Below are 6190 nucleotides of genomic sequence, written 5' to 3'. Positions count from 1 at the left end.
GGAGCAGCTGTCGGCGGCCTATCTTTACACGCTGCTTCGGCTTCCCTGGCTCGCCCCGGACATCACCACGGCCCTTGTCAATGGCCGCCAGCCGCTGCACCTGACAGCCAAGACCCTGAAGCGCTTTGCGGCAAGGCTGTCGCCTGACTGGGCGCACCAGCGAGCCCTCCTCGGCATTCGCTGACCAAACCCCGGCGGCGCCGAAACTCCTCAGACGATCACAATTGCATCGCCTGCTTTGAGCGCCGTTTCGCTGGCGAACGAGTGAACCCCTGAAAGCCCGCGGAGAGAAATCCACGACGCCGTTGGCAAAGATCAGGCGAAGCGCCGTCTCTGCGCTCGGACCGTCAACGCGCGGTCCGCAAACCCCCGGAATTCGCTACGAAATTCCAGCGCGCCAGCACCGTGAAGGAATTGCATAGCAAATACTTAATTTATGGCGGAGGGAGCGGGATTCGAACCCGCGATACGGTTTCCCGTATACACACTTTCCAGGCGTGCGCCTTCAACCACTCGGCCACCCCTCCGGAGATTCGCCCGAGCGGACGCGCAGCGTCCGCCTTTGATCCGTTCGCCCGGGACCTTGAGGTCCGGCGACGCAGCGTCGCGAATGGCGCGCACTATAGTGAGACGCGGGGCGAGCGCAAGCGGGCAAAACCCGGGAGCCCCGGTTGGAATCGCCGGCGGCCTCGCTTATGGTCCGCGCCCCGCACGAACCATGGAGACAGGACATGGCCCAAGCTGTCGCCGACGCCGACTCGCGCATCATCAAAACCATCGCCGCCGAGATCAAGGCGCGGCCCGAGCAGGTCAACGCCGCCGCCGCCCTGCTTGACGAAGGCGCGACCGTTCCCTTCATCGCCCGTTATCGCAAGGAGGCGACCGGAGGCCTCGATGATTCGCAGCTGCGCGATCTCGAAGAACGTCTGTCCTATCTGCGCGAACTCGAGGCGCGCCGCCTCGCGATTCTCGAATCGGTGCGCGGCCAGGGAAAATCGACTGAAGCGCTCGAGACGAAAATCCTCGGCGCGGCGACCAAGGCCGAACTGGAGGACATCTATCTCCCGTTCCGCCCGAAGCGGCGCAGCAAGGCCGAAATCGCCCGCGAGCGCGGGCTTGGGCCGCTCGCCGCCCAAATTCTCGACGACCGCACGCGCGATCCCGCACTCCTCGCGCAGAACTTTCTCTCGGAGGCGGTCGTCGACGCCAAGGCGGCGCTCGACGGCGCGCGGGATATTCTCGCCGAGACCTTCCTGGAAAACGCCGACCTCATCGGGCGGCTGCGCGCCTACCTCAAATCAAACGCCACGCTGCGCGCCCGCGTCGTCGCCGGCAAGGAAGATTCCGGCGCTAAGTTCGCCGATTATTTCGATCATTGCGAACGCTGGGCGAACGCGCCCGGCCACCGCGCGCTCGCCATGCTGCGCGGGCGCAACGAGGGCGTGCTGACCCTCGAGATCGAGGCCGACGCGGAAAGCCCCGGACCAGTCAAGCCGGCAGAAATCATGATCGCAGAGGCCTACACCGTCGCCCTGCCCGCTCCGGGCGCAGCCGCCGGGCCAGCGGACGCCTTTCTGCTTGACGCCGTCCGTTTCGCCTGGCGCGCGAAGATTTCAGCGCATCTCTCGCTCGATCTGATGAACGAACTGCGTGAACGGGCGGAGGCGGAGGCGATTCACGTCTTCGCCCGCAACCTCAAGGATCTTCTGCTCGCGGCGCCTGCCGGCGCGCGCCCGACCATGGGGCTTGATCCGGGCATACGGACCGGCGTGAAGGTCGCCGTCGTCGACGCGACGGGAAAAATCCTGGAGACTGCCACGGTCTATCCGTTCCAGCCGCGCAACGACGTCGCGGGCGCGTCGAGGGCACTCGTTCGCCTGATTACGGCCCATGGCGTCGAACTGATCGCGATCGGCAACGGGACGGCGAGCCGCGAAACCGACCGCCTCGCCGCCGAGGTCATCGCCGCCCTGCCCGGCTCCAAACCGGCCAAGGTCGTCGTGAGCGAAGCCGGCGCGTCGGTCTATTCTGCGTCCGCCGGCGCTGCGGCCGAGATGCCCGGCCTCGACGTGTCGTTACGCGGGGCGGTCTCGATTGCTCGCAGGCTGCAGGATCCGCTCGCGGAACTCGTGAAGATCGACCCGAAGGCCATCGGCGTCGGTCAATATCAGCATGACGTCAATCAGGCGAAGCTGGCGCGCGCGCTCGACGCCGTTGTCGAGGACGCCGTGAACGCTGTCGGGGTCGATCTCAATACGGCCTCGGCTTCGCTTCTGTCCCGGGTGTCGGGTCTCAGCGCCGCTCTCGCGGACGCGATCGTGACGAGGCGCGAAAGCGGCGGCGCTTTTGCTTCGAGGCGCGATATTCTGCTGGTGCCGCGGCTTGGACCCCGCGCGTTCGAACTCTGCGCCGGGTTCTTGCGGATCACGAATGGGACCGAACCGCTCGACGCGTCCTCGGTTCATCCGGAAGCCTATGGGATCGCCCGCAAGATCGTCGCGGCCTGCGGACGCGACCTGCGCTCGCTGATGGGCGATTCCGCAATTTTGAAGTCGCTCGATCCGGCTCGTTTCATCGACGAGAAATTCGGCCTTCCAACCGTGCGCGACATCCTGGCTGAACTGGAAAAACCGGGCCGCGATCCGCGTCCGCAATTCAAGACCGCCGCCTTCGCGGAAGGCGTCGACGACATCAAGGACCTGAAGCCCGGGATGATGCTCGAGGGAACCGTCACCAATGTCGCGAATTTCGGCGCCTTCGTCGACATCGGCGTGCATCAGGACGGCCTCGTCCATGTGTCCCAGCTTGCGGATCGTTTCGTCAAGGATCCGGGCGACGTCGTCAAGGCCGGCGACGTCGTCAAGGTGCGGGTGGTCGAGGTCGATCTCAAACGCAAGCGGATCGCGCTGTCGATGCGCAAGGACGCCGCGCAGGGAGAGCGTTCGTCAACGAACCCGCCCGAAAACCGCAGCGCGCCGTCCGCGCGCCCGAAAACGCAAAGTCACGCACAACCGCAGGGCGCGCTCGGCGCCGCGTTGAGCGATGCGTTGCGACGCAAGTAAGGAAAACCCGCGTCGTTTGTCCGGCGTCTTTCATTCCCGGAAGGCGCGCGACGCATTTTTCGCCCGCGCCAACGCCTTCTCCTGCGCCAGATCGATCCGGGCCGAGGTCACGTCCAGATCATCGAGGTTCGCGCCGCCGAGCGCCGCGCCGCGAAAATCCGCCCCGCCGGCGTCAGCGCCCATGAGCGAGGCGCCGGTAAAGTTCGCGCCGGAAAAATTCGCGAATTGAAGGTCCGTTTGCGCCATATTGGCGCCTTCGAAATCCGCGTCCCGGGCGTCAGCCGACTTCAGAACCCCCCGCATCAGCCCCATCGACTGGTTCTTCATGTCGGCGGAAAGATTCGCGTCCTTGAATTTCGCCTTATGAAAGCTGGACCGGGAAAAATCGGCCGTGATTCGCGCGCCCGTCAGATCGGCTCCGTCGAATTTCGCGTCCTGCATCTGGCTGGCGAACAAAGCGGCTCCCTTGAGACTGGCGCCAGAAAAATCCGACGCCATGGCCCAGACCTGATCCAGAACCGCGCCGTCCAGCTTCGCGCCAACGAGCTTCGCCTTGTTCATACGGGCGGCACGAAAATTCACGCCATTGAGGTCGAGACCCGAAAGGTCAAGGCCATTGAGGCTTTTGCCGGAGAAATCGGCCGGCGTTCCGCGCTTCCGCGCCGCATCGGCTCCTGCCGCAACCTCCTCGCGCGTCATCTCCGCCCGGGTGAATTGCGGCCCGGAGAGATCGACATTCCGCATCATGTCCTGAGCGCAGACCGGCGCCGCGAACGCCAATGCGAAAACCGCCGAGGCGAGCCTGCTGCTTCGTTTTTTGCTGCGCATGGAACGTTGTCCTCCCTGGCCGGCCGGTAAAGAGCGGACGACGCGGCATATTGAAGTCCGCAATGTTGGTCTTACCTCATCTTCTGAGGGCTCGCGCCCTTTGCGTGAGGCTTTTCCTGACGATCTTTCGCGTCCATCATCCTTGCGGGCGCCTTGGATGGCGTTCTTTCTCATTCACGTTTCAGTTTCAATTAAGGTTCAGTTTCGTTTCGCACGAACTTGAATTGCATCCGAAAGGTTATCCCAATGATGGACAATAGCGCGGATGCGCTCGCGCCGTTCAGCGACGCCCGTTCGTCCCTGGCGGCGCTCGCAGCCAGCCGCCCCAACGATTTGCAGGTCGTGAGAACCCGGACGGAGCACGATCTTTTGGGCGAGGCGGAGATCCCGAGCGAGGCGTATTGGGGCATCCACACGCTGCGGGCCGTCGAGAATTTCCCGATCACCGGCGTTCCGGTCGGGCATTTTCCCGAATTCGTGCGCGCCCTCGTCATGGTCAAGCAGGCCGCCGCACGCGCCAACCGGCGGCTCGGACATTTGTCCGAGGCCAAAGCCAAGGCCATCAACCAGGCCTGCGACCTCATCGCCGCCGACAAGCGTTTCCTAGGCCAATTCGTCGTCGATGCGGTCCAGGGCGGCGCGGGAACCTCGACCAATATGAACGCGAATGAGGTCGTCGCCAACGTCGCGCTTGAATTCATGGGGCTGCCGCGCGGCGATTACGCCAGCTTGAACCCGATCGACGACGTCAACATGGCCCAATCGACCAACGACGCCTATCCCACCGCCTTGAGGCTGGCGGTCATTTTCGCAACCGTCCCGCTTGTCCGCGCCCTGAAGGATCTCGCTTTTGCGTTCAAGGAGAAGGCGGTCGAATTCAGCGACGTTCTGAAAATCGGGCGCACGCAATTGCAGGACGCGGTGCCGATGACGCTCGGCCAGGAATTCGACGCGTTTCAGGCGACGATCAACGAGGACATCGACCGCCTGCTCGAAGCGGCCTCGCTCTTTTGCGAAATCAATCTCGGCGCGACGGCGATCGGAACCGGCATCAACACCGACCCGCGCTACGCCTCGCTCGCGGTGGCCGAACTCGCGCGCCTGTCCGGTCAGCCGCTGGCGCTCGCCGCAAATCTCATCGAAGCGACGTCGGATATGGGCGCCTTCGTCCTGTTTTCAGGCGTGTTGAAGCGGGTCGCGGTGAAACTTTCCAAGATCTGTAACGATCTTCGCCTGCTCTCGTCCGGGCCGCGCGCGGGTTTTGGCGAAATCCGCCTGCCGGCGGTTCAGGCGGGATCGTCGATCATGCCGGGCAAGGTCAATCCTGTCATTCCGGAAGTCGTGAGCCAGGTCGCCTACCTCGTGATCGGTCATGACCTCACCGTCACGATGTGCGCGGAGGGCGGTCAACTACAACTGAATGCGTTCGAGCCGACCATCGGATATTGCATCCTGACCTCGATTCGGACGTTGACGGCCGCGGTCGAAACCCTGACGCTGCGCTGCGTCGCCGGAATCGAGGCCGATCGCGCGCGTTGCCTTAGCCTCGTTGAAAACAGCGTCGGGCTCGTAACCGCGCTCGCGCCGGTCCTTGGCCATGAGATGTGTTCGCATGTGGCCCGCCGCGCGCTTGTCGAAGGCCGCCGCGTGAAGGATATCGTTCTGGAGGAGGGATTGCTGTCCGAGGCGCGCCTCGACGAATTGCTGGGGCTCGAGGCCATGACCCACCCCATCCGGCAGGCAATTGGCGAAGCCCGCGAACCGAAACGTTAAAGGTTTGCCGCTATCGTCAATTCAGTTAAGGAGAATTAGCGCGCGACGGCGCGTCCTCCTGCTTGGATGATCAACATGAAACTTCATAAGGGTTCCTGCGCGAAGCGGATCGGTCTTGCGGCGGGCCTGGCCTTCGCCCCGCTTGCGACGTCGGGCGCGATCGCGGCCAATCTCAACCTTGTCTGCAGCGGCAACAGTTACGCCAAGGAGGGCGACCCGTTTCCCACCGTTGAAACCGTCACCTTCAAGAAGGAAGACGGCAAGCCTCTCGCGATCGGCCTGCCCGGTTCGGACAAGCCAGCGAAGGCGAAAATCGTCTCGAACAATGCCTATCAGTTGAAATTCTCGGCCGATCGACTCACCGGCGAATATTTCAACTTCAGCGGCGATCTGTTCCTGATCCACAAGGACGGACGGTTTACGAGACTCGTCTGCAAGCCGGCCCAGTAAAGGGCCCGCTCGGCGATCTATAAAGCGCCTATCCGATCGCATAGAATCATGCGATCGATCAGAAATCGCTCAAGAGT

At 63.5% G+C, this 6190-nt stretch carries 4 protein-coding genes, 1 tRNA gene and 1 pseudogene; 4 read left to right on the top strand and 2 right to left on the bottom strand.

The window, feature by feature from the left end; genetic code table 11:
- Nucleotides 1–184: pseudogene (locus BM177_RS20080) on the top strand (hypothetical protein); the annotation flags it as partial.
- A 253-nt stretch (nucleotides 185–437) separates the two neighbouring features.
- Here the strand turns inward: BM177_RS20080 and BM177_RS13830 are convergent.
- Nucleotides 438–527 (bottom strand) — tRNA-Ser (locus BM177_RS13830).
- 204 nt (nucleotides 528–731) lie between these two features.
- On the opposite strand from BM177_RS13830, the gene BM177_RS13825 reads away from it, so the two are divergent.
- Complete coding sequence (locus tag BM177_RS13825; protein WP_091684618.1) at nucleotides 732–3062, top strand: Tex family protein; 2331 nt, start codon at nucleotides 732–734, stop codon at nucleotides 3060–3062.
- 30 nt (nucleotides 3063–3092) lie between these two features.
- On the opposite strand, the gene BM177_RS13820 is transcribed toward BM177_RS13825, so the two are convergent.
- Nucleotides 3093–3890 (bottom strand): pentapeptide repeat-containing protein, encoded by a 798-nt coding sequence (locus BM177_RS13820; RefSeq protein WP_091684572.1) that lies wholly within the window; start codon nucleotides 3888–3890, stop codon nucleotides 3093–3095.
- Nucleotides 3891–4139: 249 nt separating this feature from the next.
- Between BM177_RS13820 and BM177_RS13815 the strand changes: the two genes are divergently transcribed.
- Together BM177_RS13815 and BM177_RS13810 are read left to right on the top strand one after the other, a co-directional pair.
- Nucleotides 4140–5663: an aspartate ammonia-lyase gene (locus tag BM177_RS13815; protein WP_425284404.1), complete on the top strand. Its 1524-nt coding sequence runs from the start codon at nucleotides 4140–4142 to the stop codon at nucleotides 5661–5663.
- A gap of 75 nt (nucleotides 5664–5738) precedes the next feature.
- Entirely contained in the window at nucleotides 5739–6113 is a 375-nt protein-coding gene (locus BM177_RS13810; protein WP_139223631.1) for a hypothetical protein, read from the top strand.
- The last annotated feature ends 77 nt before the right edge of the window (nucleotides 6114–6190 follow it).

Source organism: Methylocapsa palsarum (assembly GCF_900114285.1).
In the GTDB taxonomy this organism is placed as follows: Bacteria; Pseudomonadota; Alphaproteobacteria; order Rhizobiales; family Beijerinckiaceae; genus Methylocapsa; species Methylocapsa palsarum.
This window is presented reverse-complemented; position numbering and strand designations above follow the sequence as displayed.